Here is a 22,618-nt window from a genome sequence, read left to right as displayed (position 1 = left end):
GGTGTCTGAGCTGGACGGCGTCTTCCGGCGCGAGTGGGGCCCGGCGGTTGCCGCCCTGGCGCGGTGGTCGGGTGATCTCACCGTGGCCGAGGACGCCGTCCAGGAGGCCTGCGCGCAGGCACTGCGAGTGTGGCCGGCCGAGGGGACGCCGGGCAATCCCGGTGCCTGGTTGACCACGGTGGCGCGCAATCGAGCCCTGGACCGGCTCAGGCGTGAATCCGCCCGTCCCGGAAAGGAACTCGCAGCAGTGTACGAGCAGGTGAACGCGTCGGGCGACGCAGAGCTGCACCCGGTGCACGATGACGAGCTGCGGATGATGTTCACCTGCGCACATCCCGCACTGGACCGCGGCTCGCAACTGGCCCTGACGCTGCGGCTGATCTCGGGGCTCACCGTAACCGAGATCGCCCGCGCCCTGCTGCAGTCCGATTCCGCGATCGGACAGCGAATCACCCGGGCCAAGAACAAGATTCGCAACGCCAACATTCCGCTGCGGGTGCCGCCACCGGAGCTTCTGGAGGAACGCATACCGCATGTGCTCGGCTGCATCTATTCGGTGTTCACGGAGGGCTACTGGTCCACCGGCGGTCCGTCGGCCATCCGCGACGAGCTGTGTGACGAGGGAGTCCGGCTCGCCGGCGAGTTGTGTTCGCTGATGCCCGGCAACCGCGACGCCCATGCGCTCGCAGCCCTTGTGCTGCTGCATGATTCACGACGCCGCACCCGGGTGGACGAGGCCGGCGCGTTGATACCACTGGACGAGCAGGACCGCAGCCACTGGAATCGGGGACGTATCGCGCGGGGTTTGGACCACCTGCGACTGGCCGACGGAGCCACCGGTTCCTACCTGCCGCAAGCGGTGATCGCGGCGCTGCACGCGACGGCGTCGTCATGGCAGCACACCGACTGGGCCACCATCTGCCTGGCCTACGACCGCTTGGCCGCGATGACAGACTCCCCCGTGGTGCGCGCCAATCGTGCACTCGCCGTTGGCTTTCGCGATGGCTTCGATGCCGGCCTGGCCGCCCTCGACGAGGTCACCGACGATCCCCGGCTGGCCCGGACGAACACCGTCGCCACGATCCGGGCGGATCTGCTGCGCCGCGCGGCCCGGCCGGACGAAGCCCTGCGGTGGTATCGGATTGCGGTCGAGGGCGCCAATACGTCAGAACCGGCGCGGGCGTTCCTGCGTCGCCGCATCGCCGAGCTGACCCCAGAAACGGCGAATGGCCAGTTGTGACACGCGATTCGAGGAATCTTGTGTCACAACTGGCCACTCGACCAAAAGGACTACGCCTCCGTGAAGTTCCGGGTCACCGACGGGTCAACCGGGATGCCCGGGCCGGTGGTGGTGGAAACGGTCACCTTCTTGAGGTAGCGCCCCTTCGAGGACGACGGCTTGGCACGCAGCACCTCGTCGAGGGCGGCGCCGTAGTTCTCGGCCAGCTTGGCCTCGTCGAAGGACGCCTTGCCGATCACGAAGTGCAGGTTGGCCTGCTTGTCGACGCGGAAGTTGATCTTGCCGCCCTTGATGTCGGCCACAGCCTTGGTGACATCGGGGGTGACGGTGCCGGTCTTGGGGTTCGGCATCAGACCGCGCGGGCCCAGCACGCGGGCGATCCGACCGACCTTGGCCATCTGATCCGGGGTGGCGATCGCGGCGTCGAAGTCCAGGAAACCGCCCTGGATCTTCTCGATCAGGTCGTCGCTGCCGACAACGTCGGCGCCGGCGGCCAGCGCCTGCTCGGCCTTCTCACCGACGGCGAACACGGCGACGCGAGCGGTCTTACCGGTGCCGTGCGGCAGGTTGACGGTGCCGCGGACCATCTGGTCGGCCTTGCGGGGGTCGACGCCGAGGCGGATGGCGACCTCGACGGTGGCGTCCTGCTTCTTGGAGGAGGTCTCCTTGGCCAGCTTCGCGGCCTCAAGCGGGGTGTAGAGCTTGTCCCGGTCGACCTTCTCCGCGGCTTCGCGGTATGCCTTGCTGTTCTTGCTCATTTGAAATCCAATCGTGTTCTTGGAGTCGTGGTGCGGGCCGATGCCAGCCCTCCCACTGGGATGCGTTACTCGAACCCGGTGTCGGGTCGATCCGCTCCGTTATTCGACGGTGATACCCATCGACCGGGCGGTGCCGGCGATGATCTTCGACGCAGCGTCGATGTCGTTGGCGTTGAGATCGGCCTTCTTGGTCTCGGCGATCTCGCGCACCTGGTCCCAGGTCACCTTGGCGACCTTGGTCTTGTGCGGCTCGCCCGAGCCCTTCTGCACACCGGCTGCCTTGAGCAGCAGCTTGGCGGCGGGCGGGGTCTTCAGTGCGAACGTGAAGCTGCGATCCTCGTAGACGGTGATCTCCACGGGGATGACGTTTCCGCGCTGCGACTCGGTCGCGGCGTTGTACGCCTTGCAGAACTCCATGATGTTGACGCCGTGCTGGCCAAGCGCAGGACCGACCGGCGGGGCGGGGTTGGCCTGCCCGGCCTGGATCTGCAGCTTGATGAGCCCGGCGACCTTCTTCTTCGGGGCCATGCTTCTGGTGTTCCTTTACTTGCTCATCCAAGGGCGTGAACGCCCGTTGTTTTTAGCCGCTGTGGCGACTAAATCTTGGAGACCTGGTTGAAGGTCAGTTCGACCGGTGTCTCGCGGCCGAAGATCGAGACCAGCACCTTGAGCTTCTGCTGTTCGGCATTGACCTCGCTGATGGAGGCGGGCAGCGTCGCGAACGGGCCGTCCATGACGGTGACGGACTCGCCGACCTCGAAATCGACCAGGATCTCGGGCCGTTCCAGGGTCGCCTCGGTGGTGGCACCGGTCGTTGCGGCGGCGCTGGACTTGGCGGGTTTCTTGGCCGCGCCCTGCGGCAGCAGGAACTTCACCACGTCGTTGAGCGACAGCGGCGACGGGCGCGACGTGGCACCGACGAACCCGGTGACACCCGGGGTGTTGCGGACCGCGCCCCACGACTCGTCGTTGAGCTCCATGCGCACCAGGATGTAGCCCGGCAGCACCTTGCGGTTGACCTGCTTGCGCTGGCCGTTCTTGATTTCGGTGACCTCTTCGGTGGGCACCTCCACCTGGAAGATGTAGTCGCCGACGTCCAAGTTCTGCACGCGGGTCTCGAGATTGGCTTTCACCTTGTTCTCGTAACCGGCGTAGGAGTGGATGACATACCAGTCACCGGGCTTGAGCCGCAGCTCCTTCTTGAGCGCGACCGCCGGGTCCTCGTCTTCGTCGACCGCAGGCGCCTCATCGGTGGCTTCCTCGGCCGGGGCAGCGCCGGTCTCGTCGACCGCATCGGTCGCCTCGACGGCTTCCTGGCCTTCGGTCACCTCGTCGGTCTGCGACTCGACGCCGTCAACGGTCTCGTCGGCGAATGTCTCGTCGCCGTCGAACGTGGTCACGTTGTCAGTCCTCTCTCAAATTCCAGATCAGGTGCCGAACACCAGCGACACCAGCCGCGCCAGTCCAAGGTCGGCGCCGGAGATCAGCGCAACCATGAACACCAGGAAGACCAGCACCACCGTGGTGTAGCTGACCATCTGCTTGCGGTTCGGCCAGATCACCTTGCGCAGCTCGGCAACGACCTGCCGCAGGTAGTTGACGACGAACATGATCGGGTTCCGCGACGGGCCGGTCTTGCGGGCCTTCGCGTTCTTCTTGGCCTTCTTCGACTTGCCGGAGTCGGCCGTGGCATCCTCGCTCGACGCGTCGCCTTCTGCGGCCTCGTCGCTGTCGGCCTCAGCAGCCACGCCACGACGGGTCCGCTTGCCGGTCGGGCGCAGCGGCCGGGTCACCACAGCGGTCTGGCCGTGCGTGGTGTCCGTTGCCCCGGTCTCGGTGCCGGCGTCGGTTCCAGTGTCGTCTGCGGAGCCGGCACCTTCGCGCTCGTCGCTCACCGCATGCCTTTCATCCTGGTTTGTGTGTCACCTTCCAGTGTCCACACGTTGTCGAGTATTCAGTTTGAGCAGGGGCGACAGGACTTGAACCTGCAACCTGCGGTTTTGGAGACCGCTGCTCTGCCAGTTGAGCTACGCCCCTCTGTTGGTGACTGCTGGCGCTTGTGCCACCGTACTGCGCCGGGGCTCACACAATTCGCGCGCTCTCCGATCGCTCGATGGTCAAGTCGACGGACAGCGCGCTGAAATGGGAAAAACCCCGAGTGCCGAGTGTACCCCGGCGCGCGTGTCAGACCCTAATCGCGCCCACTGATGACGCTCACTCCCCGGCGGCCTTCCGCACGACCTTGCCGGTTTCGGGATCCCACTTCACCGAGATGGAATCGTCGGCATCGTGACCCATCATCGTGGTGAAGGCGTCCAGCACCACTTCGCCGTCGTCATCGGTGCAAACGTTGTGGGTGACGACGATGTCGGCGCCGAAGCGCTCCTCGACCGACGTGATCGTCATGACCGCATGCAGCTGGTCGCCGGCCTTGAGCGGCTTACGGTAGACGAATTTCTGGTCCACCTGGACGATCTGCTTGGTTTCCATCCCGACGTCGACGTTCTGGAAAAAGTGTTCCTGAACCAGCAGCGCCAGAGTGGAGGCGAAGGTGAGCGGAGCGACCAGGGCGTCGTGACCGAGTTCGGCCGCGGCCGCCTCGTCGTGGCTGGCCGGGTCCATGGCCTTGACCGCCTTGGCGTACTGACGGATCTGCTCGCGGCCGATGAGGAAAGGGTACGGATACTTCCAGACCATTCCGCGGATGTCAGCCTTGAGTGCCATGGCCCAGAACTCCTTACGCCAGTTTTGCGGTCGCGATGGCGCGCCCGAAGATCTTCTTTCCGCCTGCGGTCGCCGAGATGGCGATGGTGACCAGGTTCTCTTCAGGGTCCACGGACTTCACACGTCCGTTGAACACGATCTCAGCTCCCACACCGTCGTTGGGCACCGGCACGACGGCGGTGAACCGGACGTTGTATTCCTTGACCGCAGCCGGGTCGCCGACCCATTCGGTGACGTAGCCGCCGCCGACACCCATGGTCAGCATGCCGTGGGCGATCGCGGTGTCGAGGCCGACCTGCTTGGCGATCTCGTCGTCCCAGTGGATCGGGTTGAGGTCACCGGAAACGCCGGCGTAGTTGACCAGATCTCCGCGGGTCAGCGGGATCACGCGCTCCGGAAGCGTGTCACCGACCTTGACCGAACTGAACTCGCGCAGCGCCATCAGTTAAAACCCTCTTCTCCGTCACCCGCACGCCCGGCCAGGGTCGTGTAGGCCTCCTGGACCACCTCACCGTTGTCATTGGTGATGATGTTCTTGGTCACGATGATGTCGGTGCCGTGCGCTTTGCGCACTGAATGCACGTAGACGTCGCAGTACAGCTTGTCCCCGGCCAAAACTGGCTTGAGGAACTTCAGCTCCTGATCGACCTGGACGATCTGGGCGTCCTGGATGCCGATGTTGGCCCACTCGAAGAAGGCCCATTGCGCCTGGTACCCGAAAATGCAGATGAAGGTCAGCGGCGCAGGCAGCGAGCCGTGGCCGAGCTCGGCTGCGGCTGCTTCGTCGTGGTAGAACGCACCGTCGTTCTTGACCGCGATCGCGTGCTCGCGAATCTTCTCGCGCCCGACCTCGTAGTGCTCAGGATAGCGATAGTGCATCCCGACGATGCTGGTCGATAGAGCCACGGGCGTTTGGCTACCGCGACTCTTTGTGCGGCTGGTGGGTGCCGCAGTTAGGGCAGAACTTCTTGATCTCGAGCCGGTCGGGATCGTTGCGGCGGTTCTTCTTGGTGATGTAGTTGCGGTGCTTGCACACCTCGCACGCCAAAGTGATCTTCGGCCGTACGTCGGTACTCGACGCCACGTCAGTTCTCCCTGCTCAAAATCACGCTCTGCTTTTGATGTTCCTGTAGCGGTGGGGAGGCTCGATCTCCCGACCTCACGATTATGAGTCGTGCGCTCTAACCAGCTGAGCTACACCGCCCCGGATGGTTCCAGGTGGGGCTCCACGTCGGGATACTCCTGCGTCGCTTCGCTCGCCTGGCGTCCACCGAGCCCCCTAACGGAATCGAACCGTTGACCTTTTCCTTACCATGGAAACGCTCTGCCGACTGAGCTAAGGGGGCTTGTCCCGCAGCGTTGCGGCTGCGGGGCCTTAAAGAGGGTACAACCTCCCCGGCAGCCGCACCAAACCGCAGGTCAACGCGGCTACCGAGGAGCTGTTTTCGCTGTTCGGCTAGTCCAGGAGCCAGTCGTTGGGCGCGAACAGCTCGCAGTGCACCCGCTCGTGGGCGATTCCGCGGGCGCTCAGCTGAGCGCGGACCGCCTCGACGAATCCGGCCCCGCCGCACAGGTAGTAGGCGGCGTCGGCAGGCAGTTCGATGCCGTCGAGCTTGAGCAGGCCGGCGTGAACTCCGGGGCTGCCACTGGTGACGCCGTCCTCGTACCAGAGGTCCAGGCTCGCGCCCGGCAGCGCATCGATCAGCTCGTGCTGACGCTCGCGCAGCGGGTGGTCGCTGTCGCTGCGGTCGGCGTGCAGGACCCGCACCTGGGCGTCGGGCGCCTCGGCCGCCAGGAATTCCAGGATGCCGACCATCGGGGTGATACCGATTCCCGCCGAGACCAGCACCAGCGGGCCGTCGGGACGGCCGCCGTTGTAGAGGTCGCCGAACGGCACCGTGACGTCGAGCAGGTCACCGACGCACAGGTTGGCCCGGATCCAGGACGACACCTCGCCCGCGGGCTGATCGGCGACGGCGTCGACCGGTTTGACCGCGAAGGTCAGATCGGCCGACCCGGGTGCGCCGACCAGGCTGTACTGGCGTAGCTGGCGGGCCCCGTCGGGCAGTGTCACGCCGACCGAAACATATTGTCCGGGAAGGAAGTTGACAGGCTCATCGGCGCGGACGGTGACCAGCACGGCACCGGACGGGTCGTCGACGCGGGCGATCACGCGCAGCCGCCGGAAGACGTCACCGGGTTCGACGCCGGCCCCCGCATACAGATCTCGCTCCAGCGCGATCAGCGTGTCGGCCATGATCCAGTAGACCCGGTCCCAGGCCTCGGCCACCTCGGCGGTCACGGTCTCGGCGCCCAGCACCTCCACGATCGCGGCGAACAGGTTGTCGTGCACGATCGGGTACTGGTCGGCGGTGATGCCGAGCGAGGCGTGCTTGTGGCCGATGCGTGCCAGCAGGGCCGACGGGTGCGGCAGGTCGGGGTTGACCAGATGGGTGGCGAACGTGGCGATCGAGGCCGCCAGCGCGCGCTGCTGGGCACCCTGGGCCTGGTTGCCGCGGTTGAACAGGTTGCGCAGCAGTTCGGGGTGGTTGGCGAACAGGCGGCGGTAGAACTCCGAGGTGATCTCGTCGATGTGCGCGCCGATGAGAGGCAGTGTCGCCGAGACGATTTCGGCGTGCTTCGGCTCGAGTTCGTCGCGTACCGCAGACGGCTCGGGGCTGGTGACGGTCATCGGAGATTCCCTTCGGTTGTGATTTGTAAAACGATCGGCAGGCGGCTGTCTGCCGTGAGGTCGGTGACGGTGTAGCGGTCGAGTTCGCGGTAGAAGGCCTCTTTGGCGTCGGCCAGCACGCGTCGTAGTCGGCAGGCCGCGATGAGCGGGCACGGGGATTCCCCTCCGCATTCGATGACCTCACGGTCACCTTCGAGTTCGCGCACCAGCCAGCCGATCGAGGCGTTGCGCCCGGCGTCGGTGAGCACCAGTCCCCCGACCCGACCCCGCCGGGCGTGCACCATGCCGAGATCGGAGAGCTTGGCCACGGCTTTGGCGACGTGGTGCTCGGACGCGTTGGCCCCCGCGGCGATGGTGCGGGTGGTGATGCGTCGGTCCTCGGATTCGCCCGAGGACAGCAGCATCAGCGTGCGCAGTCCCAGGTCGGTGAACCGGGTGAGGTGCATACCGGTGACGCTAGTAATTCCGCATTTCTGATACCAGTTTTATCGGTGTGGGTTCAAACACGCCATGACGTGCGGTTTTTGGACCTGCGGGGATGCGCGCAGAAGGAGATCCGGAGCACTAATACCCTGAACACATGTCCGAGCCCAAGGCGCAAGGCCGCTTGTACTTCCGGCAGTTGTTGTCGGGTCGCGACTACGCGGCCGGCGACCCGATCGCCCAGCAGATGCGCAACTTCTCCTACCTGATCGGCGACCGCGAGACAGGCGATGCCGTGGTGGTCGATCCGGCCTACGCCGCCAACGAGCTCGTCGACGTCATCGAGAGCGACGGCATGCGGTTGTCCGGGGTGCTGGTCACCCACCACCACCCCGACCACGTCGGCGGCACCATGATGGGCTTCACCCTCAAGGGCCTCGCCGAGCTGCTGGAACGCCAGAGCGTGCCGGTCCATGTCAACACCCACGAGGCCGATTGGGTCTCGAAGGTCACCGGGATCGCGCCGAGCGAGCTGACCGGGCACGTCCACGGCGACACGGTTTCGGTGGGCGCGGTACAGATCGAGCTACTGCACACCCCGGGCCACACCCCGGGTAGTCAGTGCTTCCTGCTCGACGGCCGCCTGGTCGCCGGCGACACGTTGTTCCTCGATGGGTGCGGGCGTACCGACTTTCCCGGCGGCAACGTCGACGACATGTTCCGCAGCCTGCAGGCGTTGGCCAAGCTGCCCGGAGACCCGACCGTGTTCCCCGGCCACTGGTACTCGGCGGAGCCGAGTGCGCCGCTCGATGAAGTCAAACGCAGCAACTACGTGTATCGGGCATCGAACCTTGAGCAATGGCACATGCTGATGGGTGGCTGAAAATGGGTTCAACCGGCCCGAATGCGGAATCCACTGAACCTACGGTCCCGTAACGGGGCAATTCCACCTTGCAGCGACCGATCTGCCACCGATTTCGTTGCATAAGCCGTTGCAATAGGAAGTAAGCGTCCTTTTGCGCGATTCGAGTAGTGCAATACTCAGGACACCGAAGCACAGACCCGGCAAAGTAGCTGTCAGCAATTGTTGAGCAGTATTTGACAGTCCCGCCGGGGGTCACCGTGAAGAACATCGTGCTGTGCTTTGACCACACAGATGAACATCCCGGACTCCGTGACGCATCGAATACCGAGATGTTGTTCCGGTTGCTGGACAGCGCCGATCAGCTGACCTGGTATCACAGCGGCGCGGCAATGCGGCACGGTAGACGAATCACGCCGGGCCGCCGCGGCGACGCCGCCAGCGAAGCCCGGGCGGCCATCGTCGAGGCGTACCGATTCCTCGGCGACGCGTGGGATCCCGGGGACCGGATCTTCGTGTTCGGCGGCGGCGAGGGCGGGCATCGCGCCGGCGAGCTGACCACCCTGCTCGGCACGGTCGGCTTGTTGCCGGCACATTCCGCAGACGTACTGGACTACGCGCTGGCCACCTACGTACTGCCCCGCACCCCGCGCACCCCTCAGGATTGGCGGCAGGTCAGGGTGTTGGCGGCGCAACTCGTCGGCGACCACGACCCCGCCGTACCGGTGCGGTTCGTCGGGCTGTGGAACGCGACCACCACACCGGGCACCAAGCAGCGGATGGGTCCGCTGCCGACCGTGGAATCGGGCCGGCATGCGGTGGCGGTGGACGGCGGCCGCCGGACCATGCGGTTCTGTGAACATCTCGACGAAGTCTGGTTCCGAGGCACCCGCCGCGATGTCACCGGCGGCACCGGTGCGTGCTGGCCGCTGTCGGATATCGCACTCGACTGGATACTCGACGGGGCCCTCACCGCGGGGCTTCAGGTGGTCGACAACAGCACCTGCCCCACCGATCTCGACGCCCTGGCCGGGACGGCGCCGCCGATCGGGCGACGCCGGGCTCCGCTGCACGCCAAGGTGCACGCCAGCGTGGAGGTGTACCTGCGCTCGCACCCGCACTATTGGCGGCGACTGCCCGCGCGTATCGAGTGGGCCGATGTCGAGTGGCTCGCCCGCGGTGAGCGCCTGATGCACACTCCCGTCACCGCCGCCGTGCAGCGCGACATTCTCACCGCCGTCGCGTCGTGAGACCGCCGGTTTTCGTTGAAGTTTGCTGAGCCGGACCGCTGCCCCCGCTGAAAGTCCGTGATATACCCACTTGGTGGGGATCATCGATTCATTCACGGAGCGGGGGCGTGAGTTGGCTAGTTTCGAACCGGGTGCATGGACTGCGCTCGCGGCATGGGTGGCGATCATCGTCATCGTCATCGCGCTGATCTATGTGTGGCGGCAGTATTTGAAGGCCAAGGAACGGCAGGCCGAGCTGACCCAGCCCAATGTGTCGATGTTCATGGAGCCCAGCAGTGCCGATTGGCACCTGATCGAACTGGTCGTGCGCAACTACGGGCAACGGCCGGCCTACGGGTTGCGGTTCGAGTTCGCGAACCCGCCGACGGTGGGCAAGTACGAAAGCTCCTACGACGACAACTTCGTCGACATCGTGCCGTTGAACCTGCCTTCCGAGATTCCGTATCTGGCGCCGTCGCAAGAGTGGCGCATCGTGTGGGATTCGGCTTTGGACCGTAAGCAACTGGGCGAGGCCATCGCGTCGCGCTTCGACGGCGCGATCACCTACTACGACGAGCCGGGCGCGCCCGGCAAGCCCAGTGGCCGCAAGCTGCGCAACACCGCGGTGCTCGATTGGGCGACGCTGCCGCCGGTGGACCGCATGGAGTTGCTCACCACACATGATCAGGCCCGCCGCGAGAAGCAGAAGCTGGAGTTGTTGCGCAGTGTGCTGACGTATTTCCAGTACGCGGCCAAGGAGACCGACGAGCAGACGCTGCGCAACGAGATCAACCGCATGAACGCGATGGGCGCCGAGGTGCGGTCCCGCTGGCGCAACCGCTACGAGGCCGGCCATGACGACGATGACGACGACGATTACGACGACGACGAGCCCGAGACCGATCTGATCAAACCGGCGGCAACGTCCGGCAGGCGTCACCGGGCCTGAGGACACTCGCTAGCATCAGTGCGATGAGCAGCCTGGTGAGCTACGAGCTCAACGATGTCGTGGCCACGATCACGATGGATGACGGCAAGGTCAACGCACTGTCGCCTGCGATGCAGGCCGAGATCAATGCGGCACTCGATCAGGCGGCCGCCGGCGCGGCTTCCGGCGAGGTGAAAGCCGTGGTGCTGGCCGGAAATTCGAAGGTTTTCAGTGGCGGGTTCGACCTGAGTGTGTTCTCCTCGGGCGACGTGGCGGCGACGCTGGGCATGCTTGCCGGCGGCTTCGAGCTGGCGGTGCGGTGCCTGAGCTTCCCGGTGCCGGTGATCATGGCCGCGACCGGACATGCCATCGCGATGGGTTCGTTTCTGCTGCTGTCCGGCGATCACCGGGTCGGCGCGGCGACGGCGCGATGCCAGGCCAACGAGGTCAAGATCGGCATGACGCTGCCGATCGCGGCCATCGAGATCATGCGGATGCGCTTGACGCCGGCGGCTTTTCAGCGCGCGAACTCCATGGCGGCGGTGTTCACCGGCGACGCGGCGATCGCGGGCGGTTGGGTGGACGAGGTCGTCGACGCCGACGCGGTGCTGTCCCGGGCCCAGGAGGTGGCCGCCGAGGCTGCCGCGACCGTGCACACCGCGGCGCACGTGGCCAGCAAGCTCAAGGCCCGCGCCCAGGCCCTGACCGCCATTCAGGCTGGAATCGACGGGCTGGCAAAGGAATTCGCGGGGTAGCTCGCGCTTTCGGCCGGCCGTCTGCTCACGTGTGAAGCGCTACGGCGGTTTTTCGGCCGTTTTTCCGCCACAGCGCTACGCACGCGAAGCCCAGGCTTTGGCGATCCGGCCGAGCATGGTGGCCATACCTTCCCGACGGGTGACCCGGACGACGATCCACCCCATTTCGACCATCGCGTCGACCCGCATGATGTCTTTACGAATCTGCTCGGGATCGGTGTGATGAGCGCCCTCGTATTCCAGGACGATCTTGAGCTCCGGCCAGGCCAGGTCGACCTCGCCGATCAGCGCGCCGTACTCGTTGCGGATCGGGTATTGCGTTTGCGGCCGCGGATAGCCCGCGCGAATCACCAATAGCCGCAACCACGTTTCCTGCGGCGACTCCGCGCCCGGGTCCACCAGCGCGATGGTGGCGCGCGCCTGCTTGATGCCCTTTCGCCCCGTATGCGCGTCCAGGGCCTTGTCGATGTCAGCCACTTTCAGGCGAGCGGCCCTCGCCAGCGCGTCGATCGCAGCGACAGCCGGATCCTGCGGGAACTTGCAGGCCAGATCGACCGCAGTGCGCGTCGGTGTAGTGAGGCGGATATCGCCTATAGAACAGATCTCGTCGTCATCGATCGCGTCTGCCCACGTGACGATCCCTCGCGCCGGCCTGCGATTGTGGTTGTCGATGATGTAGGCGGGCAGGCTCGAGTCGATCCACCGCGCTCCGTGAAAGGCCGACGCGGAGTATCCGGCCAGGACGCCGTGCCCCCGCGACCGCAACCAGCAGGCCTTGGCTCGCAGCAGCGCGGTTGGTCGGGTGCCCTTCGCGACATAGATATCGCGGTGAATGGCCACGAACCGGGTTCTCAGCTGGTGGCGGGTCAGCACACCTGAGGCCACCGCCTCGCTTCCGACGAATGGATCCCCCATGCGCGGAGTCTGCCGATGCCTACCGACAATCGCCTGCCAATACATGTATGTGCTATGCACATATAGTGCCTCGCTACAACCAACTCGATGAGCTCCTCGTGCGCATCCACACCGTCCGGCAGCGCCCGGGGTGGCGGCACCGGCTGATCGACGCGTCGGGCAGTGTTGCGTCACTGTCCACGCTGCGGGTGCTGCGGGCCGTCGAGCAGCGGGAGAAAGCCGGGCAGAGCGCGTCGGTCGGCGAAGTGGCCGAGTACATGGCCGTCGAGCACTCCACCGCCAGCCGCACCGTCGCCAATGTCGTCGCCGCCGGCCTGCTGACCAAGGCGCTCGCCGCCGAGGACCAGCGCCGCTGCGTACTCACCCTCACCGAGGCGGGGCGCCAAGCCCTGGCCGACGTCACCGAACGACGACAGGAGATGGTCGCCGAGACCGTGGCCGGCTGGCCCGAGGCCGACGTCGACAGACTCGTGGATCTGTTGGAGCAGCTGGTCACCGATTTCGAGCGGGGGATCAGCTCGTGACAGCCCAGACCGCTGCCCGCCCGCAGCCGCGCGGCGCCGTGGCACTGATGTTCGACCCGGTCTTCGGCGCCTTGTTCTGGGGCAAGATGTTCTCCGTCGTCGCGGTGTGGACACACGGCATCGTGGCCGCCATCGTGATCTTCGACGCCACCGGTTCGGCGGTGATGGTGGGCATGGTCGGCGTCGCACAGTTCCTGCCCCAGCTCATCTTGAGCCCGACCAGCGGCAAGTGGGCCGACGTCGGCAACCCGGCCCGCCAGATCCTGTGGGGCCGGGTGTTGTGCATCATCGGCTCCGGCTCGACCGCCCTGTGGCTGGCCCTTTCGCCCGACTTGCAGGGCACCGCCGCAGCGGTGCCGGTCCTGGTCGGCTCCACCCTTGTCGGGTTCGGGTTCGTCATCGGCGGCCCGGCCATGCAGTCGGTGGTGCCGAGCCTGATCCGCGACGGCGAACTGCCGACGGCCATGGCGCTCAACAGCATTCCGATGACCATCGGCCGCATCCTGGGGCCTGCCATCGGCGCGTTCCTGGCGGCGCGGCTGGGCGCGGCGCCGGGTTTCGCGATCAGCGCCGGCCTGCACATGGTGTTCGCCGTCTTCTTGCTGCTGGTCACTTTCCCGGCCCGGCCGAAGCTCCGGCCCGACGGCGACTACCGGGTGCGCGCGGCCCTGGCCTACGTGTGGCGCGATCGTCCGCTGCTGCTGGCGTTGCTTGCGGTCACGACGGTCGGGTTCGCATCCGATCCGTCGATCACGCTGACCCCGTCGATGGCCGACGAGCTCGGCGGCGGCGCCCATCTGGTGGGCGCGCTTTCGGCGGCCTTCGGTGTCGGTGCGGCACTGGGCATGGTGGTGCTGGCCGTGATGCGCGGGCGTCTGCCGGCTGCCCGGGTCTCGACGATCGGGCTGTGGCTGCTGGTCACCGGGTGCGGGCTGCTGGCCCTGGGCACCGTGACGGCCTTGGCGCTGGCCGGTTTCGCGATTGCGGGGCTGGGGTTCGGCTGGGCGATGACGGGTTTGAGCACCGTCGTGCAGGAGCGGGCACCGGAGGAGCTGCGGGGCCGCATCATGGCACTGTGGCTGGTCGGCTTCCTGGGCTCACGCCCGTTCGCGGCGGCGCTGCTGGGCGGTGCGGCCGACGTGTTCAACGTGCGGGTGGCCTTCCTGATCGCTGCTGCGGTGACACTGGCGGTGACGCTGGCAGCCCGTCCGGCGGCGCTGTCCGCACCAAATCCGGTGGTGGCCTGACCGCGTCTCTTATCGTGTGTGTCGATGGGATTTCACCTGCACCGCGCCGAGCGCACCGATCTGCTCGCCGACGGGCTGGCGGGTCTGCTGTCCCATCCCCCGGCTGATCCGTTCACCCAGGAGCTGGTGCTCGTCCCCGCCAAGGGCGTGGAGCGCTGGCTCAGTCAGCGGTTGGCGAACCGGCTCGGCGTCTGCGCGGCCGTCGAGTTCCGCAACCCGCGATCGTTGATCGCCGAGTTGACCGGTACCGCCGACGAGGATCCATGGTCGGCTGATGCGATGGCCTGGCCGCTGCTGGCGGTCATCGACGAGAACCTCGACCAGCCGTGGTGTGAGCCGGTGGCAACGCACCTCGGCCACTTCGAGACCGGTGACGAGTATGAGCTGCGCCAGGGCCGGCGCTATGCGGTGGCCCGCCGGTTGGCCGGGCTGTTCGCCTCCTATGCGCGGCAACGCCCGCAGTTGCTGGTCGACTGGGTTGATCTGCCCGCCGACCTGGCCTGGCAGAAGCCGTTGTGGCAGGCGCTCGTCGAGCGGATCGACGCCGAGCCGCCGCACGTCCGGCACGCGAAAACCCTTGCCCGGCTGGCGGACTCACCCAGCGACCTGCCCGAGCGGCTGTCCCTGTTCGGGCACACCCGGTTGCCGGTCACCGAGATCGAACTGCTCATCGCGCTGGCCACCCATCACGATCTGCATCTGTGGCTGCCGCACCCCAGTGACGACCTGTGGCAGTCATTGGCCGCGCACACCGGCCCGCTCCCCCGCCGTGAGGACAACAGCCACCGCGATGTGGGTCACCCGCTGCTGGCCACCCTCGGCCGCGATCTGCGGGAGCTGCAGCGCGGGCTTCCGGCCACCGACAGCGACGAATATCTCAGCGGGGCAGACCATCCCGATACCGTGCTGGGCTGGCTGCAGTCCGATATCGCGGCCAACGCGGTCCGCCCGGCCGGGCGGGTGCCCCGACGTGAGGACCGCTCGGTGCAGGTGCACAGCTGCCATGGGCCGGCCCGGCAGATCGAGGTGCTGCGCGAAGTGCTGCTGGGCCTGCTGGCCGACGATCCGAGCTTGGAGCCACGCGACATCCTGGTGATGTGCCCCGACATCGAGACCTATGCCCCGTTGATCACGGCCGGGTTCGGGTTGGGTGACGTGGTGCCCAGCCCGCGAGGTGCACACTTCACCATCGGCGCGCATCCGGCGCACAAGCTGCGGGTGCGGTTGGCCGATCGTGCACTGGTGCAGACGAATCCGCTGCTGTCGGTGGCGGCCTCGATGCTGGCACTGGCCGGTGGGCGAGCCACGGCCAGCGAGGTGCTCAACCTGGCCGAGTCGGATCCGGTACGGGCCCGGTTCGGTTTCACCGATGACGATCTGGAGGCCATCACCGCCTGGGTGCGTGAGGCCAATATCCGGTGGGGTTTCGATCAAGAGCATCGCAGCCCGTATGGCGTCGAATTCCTGCACAACACCTGGCGTTTCGGGATCGACCGGGTGCTGGCCGGGGTGGCGATGTCCGACGACTCGCACGCCTGGCTGGGCACCACGCTGCCGCTGGACGACGTCAGCAGCAACCGGGTCGAGTTGGCCGGCCGGTTCGCCGAATTTGTTGAAAGGCTCAGGGAAGCTGTCGATCAGCTCAGCGGGGTCCGCCCGCTCGGCGAGTGGTTGTCGGCGTTGAGCGCCGGGATCGAGGCGCTGGCCCACTCGGATGAGGACTGGCCCACCGCCCAGGTGCAACGAGAGTTCACCGAGGTCACCGCGGCTGCCGGCGCGGCCACCACACCGATGCGGCTCAGTGATATTCGCGCGCTGTTGGATCGGCACCTGGCCGGCCGGCCGACCCGGGCCAATTTCCGCACCGGAACCCTCACGGTGTGCACCATGGTGCCGATGCGCTCGGTGCCGCACCGGGTGGTGTGTCTGGTCGGACTGGACGACGGGGTGTTCCCTCGGCTGGGTGCGGCCGACGGCGACGACGTGCTGGCGCGTGATCCGCGCACCGGTGACCGCGACATCCGCTCGGAAGATCGCCAGTTGCTGCTCGACGCGATCGGCGCGGCCACCCAGACCCTGGTCGTCACCTACACCGGCGCCAACGAATACTCCGGGCAGGCCCGGCCGCCGGCGGTGCCACTGGCCGAACTCCTCGACACCATCAAGATCACCGCCGAGCAACCGGTGGATGTGGTGACCGCGCACCCGTTGCAACCCTTTGACATTCGCAACGTAACCCCCGGCGCCCTGCTGCCCGAGGGGCCGTTCACCTTCGACCCCACGGCGCTCACCGCGGCACAGGCCAGTGCCGGGCAGCGGGCGCAACGTCCGCGGTTCTTCGACCATCGCCTGCCCGCGCCGCCGGCCGACGATGTCGCGCTGGAGGATCTCGTCACGTTCTTCAAGGATCCGGTTAAGGGCTTCTTCCGGGCGCTGGAGTACACGTTGCCGTGGGATGTGGACGGGGTTTCGGACGAGATGCCGGTCGATATCGACGCACTGGAGGAATGGACCGTCGGCGATCGCATGCTCAGCGACATCCTGCGCGGCATGCCCCCGGCCGATGCCCAACAGGCCGAGTGGCGTCGCGGCACGCTGCCTCCGGGCCAATTGGGTTGGCGCCGTGCGATCGCGCTGCGTGATCGATGTGCGCTGCTGGCCGCCGAGGCGCTGCGGTACCGGAGCACTGACCCGCAGGCCTATGACGTCGATATCGACCTGGGTGCCGGGCGACGGTTGACCGGTACGGTCTCCCCCGTGTTCGGCGACCACCTGGTGTCGGTCACGTACTCCAAGCTCGACGGCAAGCATCTGCTGCAGAACTGGATTCCGTTGTTGACGTTGGCCGCCGGGCATCCCGACCGCGACTGGTCCGCCGTCTGCATCGGGCGGCCGCGGCGTGGCGACACCCCGCGGGTCGCTGGGTTGGCACGCCCCGAGGATCCGGTCGCACTGCTCGCCGATCTGGTGGCCATCTATGACGCGGGCCGCCGGGAGCCGTTGCCGCTGCCCATCAAGACCTCTTATGCCTGGGCGGCCGCCCGTCACGCCGGGGATGACCCGGAGCGTGAAGCCGGATTCCGTTGGCGTAGCGGCCGGTTCCCCGGTGAAGATGAGGCGCCGGCACATGTGCGGGCCTGGGGTCGTGGCACGCCGCTGAGCCGACTGGCCGGGCTGGGTGAGTACGCAGAGCGGTTGTGGTTGCCGCTGCTGAACGCCGAGGGGTCACCCCGGTGAAGGTCTTCGATCTTCTCGGCCCGTTGCCGCGAGTCAACAGCACCACGGTGCTGGAGGCCAGCGCGGGCACCGGCAAGACGTTCGCACTGGCCGGTCTGGTGACGCGGTTGGTGGCCGAAGGAGCGGCGACGCTGGATCAGATGCTGCTCATCACGTTCGGCCGGGCTGCCAGTCAGGAGTTGCGCGAGCGGGTGCGGGCCCAGATCGTCGGTGCCCTGGCGGCGTTGGAGGATCCGTCGCGCGCCGACACCGATCTGCTGCAGTATCTGGTCGCCGCGGATCAGCAGGCCCGCGGGCGGCGGCTGCGCGATGCGCTGGCCGGTTTCGATGCGGCGACCATCGCCACCACGCATCAGTTCTGCCAGATCGTGCTGAAATCGCTTGGTGTGGCCGGGGACAGCGATTCGGGTGTGACGCTGGTCGAGAGTCTTGACGAGTTGGTGTGCGAGATCGTGGACGATCTGTATCTCGCCCATTTCGGTGCCCAGCGGGATGTCCCCGAGCTGGGCTACGCCGAGGCCCTGCGGCTGGCCCGCGTGGTGGTGGACAATCCGGCGACCGAACTGCGGCCCGTGGAGCCCGAACCGGAGTCCCCGGCGGCGATTCGGGTGGGATTCGCGCGGGCGGTGCTGGCCGAGTTGGAGATTCGCAAGCGGCGCCGCGGCGTGCTGGGTTATGACGACCTGTTGACCCGGTTGGCCGGTGCGCTCGAAGCCAAGGATTCGGCTGCTCGGGTCCGGATGGCGCAGCGCTGGCCGATCGTGATGGTCGACGAGTTCCAGGACACCGACCCGGTGCAGTGGCAGGTGATCGAGCGGGCGTTTTCCGGGCAGTCGACCCTGATCCTGATCGGTGACCCCAAGCAGGCGATCTATGCGTTTCGCGGTGGGGATATCGACACCTATCTGCGGGCCGCGGCCACCGCCGGGGACAAGCAGACGCTGGGCACCAACTGGCGCAGCGACAGCGTCCTGGTGGATCGCTTGCAGGCGGTGCTGCGGGGCGCCGAGCTCGGCGGGCCGGACATCGTGGTGCACGACGTGCGGGCCAATCACCAGGGCCACCGGCTGGCCGGGGCGCCACACAACGACCCATTCCGGCTGCGGGTGGTGACGCGTAACCGGCCCGGCACCAAGGTGATTCCGATCGCCGACCTGCGCGAGCACATCGGAACAGACCTGGCCGCCGACATCGGTGCGTTGTTGACCAGCGGCGCCACCTTCGATGGCGGCAAGCTGCAGGCCCGCGACATCGCGGTGATAGTCGAGACCCACAAGGACGCCCGGGCCTGTCACACCGCGCTGCTCGCGGCCGGGATCCCCGCGGTCTACACCGGGGACTCGGACGTGTTCAATTCCGAGGCCGCGCAGGATTGGCTGTATCTGCTGGAAGCCTTCGACCAACCGCACCGTCCCGGGTTGGTGCGGGCCGCAGCGGCCACGATGTTCTTCGGGGAGACCGCCGAAACCCTTGCCGCGGGCGGAGATGCGTTGACCAACCGGGTCGCCGACACGCTGCGCACCTGGGCCGGCCACGCCCGCGAACGCGGCGTGGCGGCGATCTTCGAGGCCGCGCAGCTGGCCGGAATCGGCAAGCGGGTGCTGTCCTGGCAGGGCGGTGAGCGGCTGATGACCGACCTGGCCCACGTGACCCAACTGCTGGGCGATACCGCGCACCGGGAGGGCTTCGGGCTGGCCGCACTGCGGGACTGGTTGCGCACGCAGCGCACCGAGGGCGGGGGCACGTCCGAACGCAACCGGCGTCTCGACAGCGACGCGGCCGCGGTTCAGATCATGACAGTGTGGGTGAGCAAGGGCCTGCAGTTCCCGATCGTGTACCTGCCGTTCGCTTTCAATCGTTATGTGCCGGAACCGGATCTGGTGTTGTTCCACGACGAGGGGATGCGCTGCCTGCAGGTCGGCGGGCCGGATCCCGCGGTGACCCGGGCCGGGCGGGCCGAGGCCGCCGCCGATGACAGCCGCCTGACCTATGTGGCGATGACGCGGGCCCAGTCGCAGGTGGTGGCGTGGTGGGCACCGTCGAACGACGAGCCGAACGGCGGTCTGTCGCGGCTGCTGCGCGGGCGAACCCCGGGGCAGGCCGCAGTGCCCGACCGATGTGCCCCGGCGAAGGTCTCCGATGACGACGCGCTGGCCCGGCTGCGGGCCTGGGAGGCCGCGGGCGGCCCGGTGCTCGAGGAGTCGGTGATCGCCCCGGCCGCCCCGGTGCCCACCCATGAAGTGCCAGATGGTCTGGCGGCACGGCATTTTCATCGGTCCATCGACACCGCGTGGCGGCGCACCTCGTATTCGGGGCTGTTGCGCGCTGCCGAGGGCGACGGGCAGCGCGGGGTCTCCAGCGAACCGGAGGTTGCCGAACTCGACGACGAGTCGAGCGATATCGCCGTCGTCGCCCCGACCCAGGGTGCCGACGTCCCGTCCCCGATGGCCTCGCTGCCCACCGGCGCGGCGTTCGGTTCTCTTGTCCATGCGGTCCTGGAGACCACCGATCCGCTGGCCGCCGATCTGACGGCAGAACTGCTGAGCGAGGTGCGCACGCATGCGGCCCGGTGGCCGGTGGAGGTGTCCGCCGACGAACTTGCCGCGGCCCTGCTGCCCATGCACGACACCCCGCTGGGGCCGTTGGCGCCCGGGGCGACGCTCCGTCAGATCGGACTGGCCGACCGGCTGTGTGAGCTGGACTTCGAATTCCCCATGGCCGGCGGCGATCTGCGCGGCGGCGAGTTCGCCAGGCTGGCCGACATCGGTGCACTGCTCGACGAGCATCTGCCGGCCGACGACCCCATGGCGGTGTACGCCGACCGCTTGTCGACGGGGCTGTTGGGCTGGCAGCCGTTGCGCGGGTACCTGTCCGGGTCGGTGGATGTGGTGCTGCGAATCGGGCGGCGCTTCGTCGTCGTCGACTACAAGACCAACTGGCTGGGCACCGGTGACGAGCCGCTCACCGCGGCCGATTACGGGCGGGACCGGATGGTCGAGGCGATGCTGCACTCGGACTATCCGTTGCAGGCGCTGTTGTACAGCGTTGTGCTGCACCGGTTTTTGCGTTGGCGACTGCCGAACTACGATCCGGACACCCACCTGGGCGGGGTGATGTACCTGTTCGTGCGCGGGATGTGCGGGGCACAGACACCTGTCGTCGACGGGCACCCAGCCGGGGTGTTCAGCTGGGAACCGCCCGCGGCGCTGGTGATCGCGATGTCGGAGCTGCTCGATCAGGGGGCCGCGTGATGCTGGATGCGTTCGCCGAGATCCTCGAGCCTGCCGATGTGCAAGTGGCCCAACGGTTGAGCACGCTCGCCGAGGAGACCGACCCGCGCGTCACCCTGGCCCTTGCGCTGGCGGTACGGGCCGTGCGCGGCGGCTCGGTGTGTGTGGACCTGCGGTCGGTGGCCGCGCAGACCCAGTTGCCGGAGCTGCCGTGGCCACAGGTCGACGGGTGGTTGCGGGCAGTGGCGGCCAGCCCGCTGCTGGGCACTCCCCCGGTGCTGCGGTTGTTCGGCGACCTGCTCTATCTCGACCGGTACTGGTTGGAGGAGCAGCAGGTGTGCGACGACGTGCTGGCCTTGGTCGCCGCCGACCCGGGTGGGTCGGCACCCGATGTGGCGAGGTTGTTCCCGCCGGGGTTCGAGGAGCAGCGGGCCGCGGCGAAAGTGGCGTTGTCTCAAGGGCTCACCGTTCTGACGGGCGGGCCGGGCACCGGCAAGACCACCACCGTGGCGCGGTTGTTGGCGCTGCTGGCCGAGCAGGCCGCGTTGGCCGGTCGGCCGGGGCTGCGCATCGCACTCGCGGCGCCGACCGGCAAGGCCGCGGCCCGGCTGCAGGAGGCGGTGCAGCTTGAGGTGAGCCGGCTCGACGCGGTGGATCGTGAGCGGATCTCGGGCCTGCAGGCCACCACGCTGCACCGGCTGCTGGGGCCCCGACCGGACACGTCGTCACGCTTCCGTCACCACCGGGCGAACCGGTTGCCGCACGACGTGATCGTCGTCGACGAGACCTCGATGGTTTCGCTGACGATGATGGCACGGCTGTTGGAGGCGGTACGTCCACAAACCCGGTTGCTGCTGGTCGGCGATCCTGACCAGCTGGCCTCGGTGGAAGCCGGTGCGGTCTTGGCGGACCTGGTCGACGGGCTGGGTTCGCGCGGGGTGGCCGCCCTGCAAACCTCGCACCGGTTCGGTGAGTCGATCGGCGCACTGGCCTCAGCAATTCGGGCCGGGAACGCCTCGGCCGCGGTGGAGGTGCTGGCGGCCGGCGGCGAGCATGTCGAGTGGGTGGGCGCGGACCCCGGCGAGCGGCTACGGGAAGTGCTTGTGCCGCATGCCCTTGCGCTGCGGCAGGCGGCGCTCCTCGGGGATGAGCACGCGGCGCTGGCCATCCTCGATGAGCATCGGCTGCTGTGCGCGCACCGGCACGGTCCGTTCGGCGTCACGCACTGGAACCGTCAGGTACAGCGGTGGCTGGCCGAGGCGACCGGTGAGCCCACGTGGGCGTCGTGGTACGTAGGACGGCCGATCCTGGTGACCGCCAACGACTATGGGCTCAAGCTCTACAACGGCGACACCGGCGTCACCGTCGCCACCCCGGACGGCTTGCGGGCCGTCGTAGGTGGCTCGGGAACCTTCGCCACCGGTCGGCTCACCGAGGTCGAGACCATGCACGCCATGACCATCCACAAATCCCAGGGCAGCCAGGCCGACGAGGTGACCGTGCTGCTACCGCCGGAGGACTCCCGCTTGTTGACGCGGGAGCTGTTCTACACCGCGGTCACCCGAGCCAAGACGCGGGTGCGCGTCGTGGGGTCCGAGGCGGAGATTCGCGCGGCGATCGCCCGGCAGGCAGTCCGAGCGACCGGCCTGCGAAAGCGGCTGAAGCTCTAAACGGCGCGTCCGGCGAAAAATGCGCCGGAGACGAGGCCGATGACGATCGCCAGCGTGGGCAGGCCCATCGCCGCAGCCGTCACGACGCCGGCGACCGCGCCGATGCCGAGCACCAGCAGAAGTACGCCCACAAATGCACCGACCATTGCACGCCCTTTCCTATGACAGCGATCACAATGTACCC

Annotated in this window: 22 protein-coding genes and 3 tRNA genes; 10 read left to right on the top strand and 15 right to left on the bottom strand. The window is 67.5% G+C overall.

What is annotated here, in order from left to right:
* Window position 1 precedes the first annotated feature (1 nt).
* On the top strand, window positions 2-1,240 hold the full coding sequence (locus E0T84_RS04770; RefSeq protein WP_075910229.1) for an RNA polymerase sigma factor: 1,239 nt from the start codon (window positions 2-4) through the stop codon (window positions 1,238-1,240).
* A gap of 50 nt (window positions 1,241-1,290) precedes the next feature.
* On the opposite strand, the gene rplA is transcribed toward E0T84_RS04770, so the two are convergent.
* The 13 genes from rplA to E0T84_RS04705 form a co-directional block, all read right to left on the bottom strand.
* Window positions 1,291-1,998: a 50S ribosomal protein L1 gene (rplA, locus tag E0T84_RS04765; protein WP_044516013.1), complete on the bottom strand. Its 708-nt coding sequence runs from the start codon at window positions 1,996-1,998 to the stop codon at window positions 1,291-1,293.
* 99 nt (window positions 1,999-2,097) lie between these two features.
* Complete coding sequence (rplK, locus tag E0T84_RS04760; RefSeq protein ID WP_003881829.1) at window positions 2,098-2,526, bottom strand: 50S ribosomal protein L11; 429 nt, start codon at window positions 2,524-2,526, stop codon at window positions 2,098-2,100.
* Between the two features lie 68 nt (window positions 2,527-2,594).
* Window positions 2,595-3,398 carry a transcription termination/antitermination protein NusG gene (gene nusG, locus E0T84_RS04755; protein ID WP_070946241.1) on the bottom strand — a complete coding sequence of 268 codons (804 nt, stop codon included), beginning with the start codon at window positions 3,396-3,398 and terminating at the stop codon, window positions 2,595-2,597.
* Between the two features lie 27 nt (window positions 3,399-3,425).
* The gene (gene secE, locus E0T84_RS04750) at window positions 3,426-3,893 is read right to left on the bottom strand and encodes a preprotein translocase subunit SecE (protein WP_070946242.1); all 468 of its coding nucleotides are present in this window, start codon (window positions 3,891-3,893) and stop codon (window positions 3,426-3,428) included.
* 69 nt (window positions 3,894-3,962) lie between these two features.
* A tRNA-Trp gene (locus E0T84_RS04745) sits at window positions 3,963-4,035 on the bottom strand.
* 177 nt (window positions 4,036-4,212) lie between these two features.
* Window positions 4,213-4,722: a (3R)-hydroxyacyl-ACP dehydratase subunit HadC gene (gene hadC / locus E0T84_RS04740; protein ID WP_070946243.1), complete on the bottom strand. Its 510-nt coding sequence runs from the start codon at window positions 4,720-4,722 to the stop codon at window positions 4,213-4,215.
* A gap of 13 nt (window positions 4,723-4,735) precedes the next feature.
* Window positions 4,736-5,164, bottom strand: a complete 429-nt coding sequence (gene hadB / locus E0T84_RS04735) for a (3R)-hydroxyacyl-ACP dehydratase subunit HadB (protein WP_075910230.1) — start codon at window positions 5,162-5,164, stop codon at window positions 4,736-4,738.
* Complete coding sequence (hadA, locus tag E0T84_RS04730) at window positions 5,164-5,628, bottom strand: (3R)-hydroxyacyl-ACP dehydratase subunit HadA (RefSeq protein ID WP_075910231.1); 465 nt, start codon at window positions 5,626-5,628, stop codon at window positions 5,164-5,166. Before hadA ends, hadB begins: the two co-directional genes overlap by 1 nt.
* A 10-nt stretch (window positions 5,629-5,638) precedes the next feature.
* Window positions 5,639-5,806, bottom strand: coding sequence for a 50S ribosomal protein L33 (gene rpmG, locus E0T84_RS04725; RefSeq protein ID WP_003881823.1), 168 nt, complete (start codon window positions 5,804-5,806; stop codon window positions 5,639-5,641).
* 46 nt (window positions 5,807-5,852) lie between these two features.
* Window positions 5,853-5,926 (bottom strand) — tRNA-Met (locus E0T84_RS04720).
* Between the two features lie 69 nt (window positions 5,927-5,995).
* A tRNA-Thr gene (locus E0T84_RS04715) sits at window positions 5,996-6,068 on the bottom strand.
* A gap of 110 nt (window positions 6,069-6,178) precedes the next feature.
* The gene (locus tag E0T84_RS04710; protein WP_075910232.1) at window positions 6,179-7,414 is read right to left on the bottom strand and encodes a globin domain-containing protein; all 1,236 of its coding nucleotides are present in this window, start codon (window positions 7,412-7,414) and stop codon (window positions 6,179-6,181) included.
* The gene (locus tag E0T84_RS04705) at window positions 7,411-7,860 is read right to left on the bottom strand and encodes an Rrf2 family transcriptional regulator (protein ID WP_138743940.1); all 450 of its coding nucleotides are present in this window, start codon (window positions 7,858-7,860) and stop codon (window positions 7,411-7,413) included. The genes E0T84_RS04710 and E0T84_RS04705 overlap by 4 nt, the downstream gene beginning before the upstream one ends.
* Window positions 7,861-7,994: 134 nt before the next feature.
* Between E0T84_RS04705 and E0T84_RS04700 the strand changes: the two genes are divergently transcribed.
* The 4 genes from E0T84_RS04700 to E0T84_RS04685 all read left to right on the top strand — a co-directional run bounded on the left by E0T84_RS04700 (window position 7,995) and on the right by E0T84_RS04685 (window position 11,611).
* The gene (locus tag E0T84_RS04700; RefSeq protein ID WP_138743939.1) at window positions 7,995-8,720 is read left to right on the top strand and encodes an MBL fold metallo-hydrolase; all 726 of its coding nucleotides are present in this window, start codon (window positions 7,995-7,997) and stop codon (window positions 8,718-8,720) included.
* A 239-nt stretch (window positions 8,721-8,959) separates the two neighbouring features.
* Window positions 8,960-9,949: a DUF2235 domain-containing protein gene (locus tag E0T84_RS04695; RefSeq protein WP_138744023.1), complete on the top strand. Its 990-nt coding sequence runs from the start codon at window positions 8,960-8,962 to the stop codon at window positions 9,947-9,949.
* A gap of 73 nt (window positions 9,950-10,022) precedes the next feature.
* The gene (locus tag E0T84_RS04690; RefSeq protein ID WP_138743938.1) at window positions 10,023-10,877 is read left to right on the top strand and encodes a hypothetical protein; all 855 of its coding nucleotides are present in this window, start codon (window positions 10,023-10,025) and stop codon (window positions 10,875-10,877) included.
* Window positions 10,878-10,900: 23 nt separating this feature from the next.
* Window positions 10,901-11,611: a crotonase/enoyl-CoA hydratase family protein gene (locus tag E0T84_RS04685; protein WP_138743937.1), complete on the top strand. Its 711-nt coding sequence runs from the start codon at window positions 10,901-10,903 to the stop codon at window positions 11,609-11,611.
* A 75-nt stretch (window positions 11,612-11,686) separates the two neighbouring features.
* Here the strand turns inward: E0T84_RS04685 and E0T84_RS04680 are convergent, their stop codons facing one another.
* A complete protein-coding gene (locus tag E0T84_RS04680) occupies window positions 11,687-12,526 on the bottom strand; it encodes an endonuclease domain-containing protein (RefSeq protein WP_138743936.1) in 840 nt (279 codons plus the stop codon).
* A gap of 47 nt (window positions 12,527-12,573) precedes the next feature.
* Between E0T84_RS04680 and E0T84_RS04675 the strand changes: the two genes are divergently transcribed.
* From E0T84_RS04675 to recD, 5 genes are read left to right on the top strand one after another with little or no spacing between them, the layout of a single operon-like run.
* Complete coding sequence (locus tag E0T84_RS04675) at window positions 12,574-13,050, top strand: MarR family winged helix-turn-helix transcriptional regulator (RefSeq protein ID WP_070946253.1); 477 nt, start codon at window positions 12,574-12,576, stop codon at window positions 13,048-13,050.
* Window positions 13,047-14,297 (top strand): MFS transporter, encoded by a 1,251-nt coding sequence (locus E0T84_RS04670; RefSeq protein WP_070946254.1) that lies wholly within the window; start codon window positions 13,047-13,049, stop codon window positions 14,295-14,297. Before E0T84_RS04675 ends, E0T84_RS04670 begins: the two co-directional genes overlap by 4 nt.
* A 24-nt stretch (window positions 14,298-14,321) precedes the next feature.
* Window positions 14,322-17,534 carry an exodeoxyribonuclease V subunit gamma gene (recC, locus tag E0T84_RS04665; RefSeq protein WP_138743935.1) on the top strand — a complete coding sequence of 1,071 codons (3,213 nt, stop codon included), beginning with the start codon at window positions 14,322-14,324 and terminating at the stop codon, window positions 17,532-17,534.
* Complete coding sequence (gene recB / locus E0T84_RS04660) at window positions 17,531-20,785, top strand: exodeoxyribonuclease V subunit beta (RefSeq protein WP_138743934.1); 3,255 nt, start codon at window positions 17,531-17,533, stop codon at window positions 20,783-20,785. The genes recC and recB overlap by 4 nt, the downstream gene beginning before the upstream one ends.
* On the top strand, window positions 20,785-22,434 hold the full coding sequence (gene recD, locus E0T84_RS04655; RefSeq protein WP_138744022.1) for an exodeoxyribonuclease V subunit alpha: 1,650 nt from the start codon (window positions 20,785-20,787) through the stop codon (window positions 22,432-22,434). Before recB ends, recD begins: the two co-directional genes overlap by 1 nt.
* Here recD and E0T84_RS04650 read toward each other — a convergent pair.
* Window positions 22,431-22,580 (bottom strand): hypothetical protein, encoded by a 150-nt coding sequence (locus tag E0T84_RS04650; RefSeq protein WP_019344342.1) that lies wholly within the window; start codon window positions 22,578-22,580, stop codon window positions 22,431-22,433. The genes recD and E0T84_RS04650 overlap by 4 nt on opposite strands.
* Window positions 22,581-22,618 lie beyond the last annotated feature (38 nt).

Source organism: Mycobacterium sp. DBP42 (genome assembly GCF_005924235.1).
GTDB classification, from domain to species: Bacteria; Actinomycetota; Actinomycetes; order Mycobacteriales; family Mycobacteriaceae; genus Mycobacterium; species Mycobacterium syngnathidarum.
Note: the sequence above shows the minus strand (reverse complement) of the source record. Positions and strands in the feature narration are given on the sequence as shown.

What these genes read in the sequence shown, in the direction of transcription:
- E0T84_RS04675 (WP_070946253.1), top strand. Translation starts at nt 12,574, where the DNA reads ATGTGCTATGCACATATAGTGCCTCGCTACAACCAACTCGATGAGCTC.
- rplK (WP_003881829.1), bottom strand. Translation starts at nt 2,526, where the DNA reads ATGGCCCCGAAGAAGAAGGTCGCCGGGCTCATCAAGCTGCAGATCCAG.
- hadB (WP_075910230.1), bottom strand. Translation starts at nt 5,164, where the DNA reads ATGGCGCTGCGCGAGTTCAGTTCGGTCAAGGTCGGTGACACGCTTCCG.
- E0T84_RS04680 (WP_138743936.1), bottom strand. Translation starts at nt 12,526, where the DNA reads ATGGGGGATCCATTCGTCGGAAGCGAGGCGGTGGCCTCAGGTGTGCTG.
- E0T84_RS04700 (WP_138743939.1), top strand. Translation starts at nt 7,995, where the DNA reads ATGTCCGAGCCCAAGGCGCAAGGCCGCTTGTACTTCCGGCAGTTGTTG.
- E0T84_RS04685 (WP_138743937.1), top strand. Translation starts at nt 10,901, where the DNA reads ATGAGCAGCCTGGTGAGCTACGAGCTCAACGATGTCGTGGCCACGATC.
- E0T84_RS04650 (WP_019344342.1), bottom strand. Translation starts at nt 22,580, where the DNA reads ATGGTCGGTGCATTTGTGGGCGTACTTCTGCTGGTGCTCGGCATCGGC.
- E0T84_RS04705 (WP_138743940.1), bottom strand. Translation starts at nt 7,860, where the DNA reads ATGCACCTCACCCGGTTCACCGACCTGGGACTGCGCACGCTGATGCTG.
- rplA (WP_044516013.1), bottom strand. Translation starts at nt 1,998, where the DNA reads ATGAGCAAGAACAGCAAGGCATACCGCGAAGCCGCGGAGAAGGTCGAC.
- recC (WP_138743935.1), top strand. Translation starts at nt 14,322, where the DNA reads ATGGGATTTCACCTGCACCGCGCCGAGCGCACCGATCTGCTCGCCGAC.
- hadC (WP_070946243.1), bottom strand. Translation starts at nt 4,722, where the DNA reads ATGGCACTCAAGGCTGACATCCGCGGAATGGTCTGGAAGTATCCGTAC.
- E0T84_RS04710 (WP_075910232.1), bottom strand. Translation starts at nt 7,414, where the DNA reads ATGACCGTCACCAGCCCCGAGCCGTCTGCGGTACGCGACGAACTCGAG.
- recD (WP_138744022.1), top strand. Translation starts at nt 20,785, where the DNA reads ATGCTGGATGCGTTCGCCGAGATCCTCGAGCCTGCCGATGTGCAAGTG.